2 protein-coding genes are annotated in these 582 nt (G+C 68.0%); both read right to left on the bottom strand.

Features of this window, described 5'->3' with window-relative positions; translation table 11 throughout:
- Positions 1-43 precede the first annotated feature (43 nt).
- Positions 44-325 (bottom strand): DUF1918 domain-containing protein, encoded by a 282-nt coding sequence (locus D5S19_RS03895; protein ID WP_120021960.1) that lies wholly within the window; start codon positions 323-325, stop codon positions 44-46.
- Positions 326-357: 32 nt separating this feature from the next.
- On the bottom strand, positions 358-582 hold a 225-nt coding region (locus tag D5S19_RS03890), incomplete at its 5' end, for a BON domain-containing protein (protein WP_147397324.1).

Genomic DNA, 582 nt, shown 5'->3' with positions numbered 1-582 from the left:
CGCCGACACCGAACCGTCGACGCCCGCCACCACGACGCCCCGGTCACTTTCGGACACGATGGGTCCCTCCCCCCGCCTGCCGCTGCGCACGCTGCCGCTCGGACCGCTCCCGATCGTGCTCGTCCTGCGCCGCAACCTCCGCCTCGGTCAGCACGATCGCGTCCGGTCCGGGGAAAATCGTCGAAACATGATCATCGGCCTGCCAGCGCACCCTGAACGGCGGACCACCATCCGGGGAACCGACCTCGACGATGCGGCCCCGCTGCTCCGGAAGATCCACCCGGACACCCTTCACCACCAGCCAATCTCCAGGCCGTGCCTGCATATCTCCTCCTCGGTTCCGATCTGCGTGAACAATCACCCCGGACACAACTCCACCGACACCACACCAGCCACGATCCGCCCCAGCGCCGCCACCAGCCGCCGCTCGGCCTCGTCCGCGAACGGACCACGGATCGTGACGATCCCACCCGTCACCGACACCTCCCACAGCGCGCGATGCCCGGCATAGTCACGCAACAACCCCCGCAACTGAGCCGCGATCGTGTCATCCTGGCGAACCAGCGGCCGCAACAAATCACG

Origin of the sequence: Amycolatopsis panacis (assembly GCF_003600245.1) — a bacterium.
Lineage (GTDB): Bacteria > Actinomycetota > Actinomycetes > Mycobacteriales > Pseudonocardiaceae > Amycolatopsis > Amycolatopsis sulphurea.
The sequence above is the reverse complement of the archived record's forward strand: the minus strand, read 5'-3'. Positions and strand labels throughout refer to the sequence as shown.

Excerpts from the sequence above, each read along its gene's own strand:
- D5S19_RS03895 (WP_120021960.1), bottom strand. The coding sequence starts at position 325 with ATGCAGGCACGGCCTGGAGATTGGCTGGTGGTGAAGGGTGTCCGGGTG.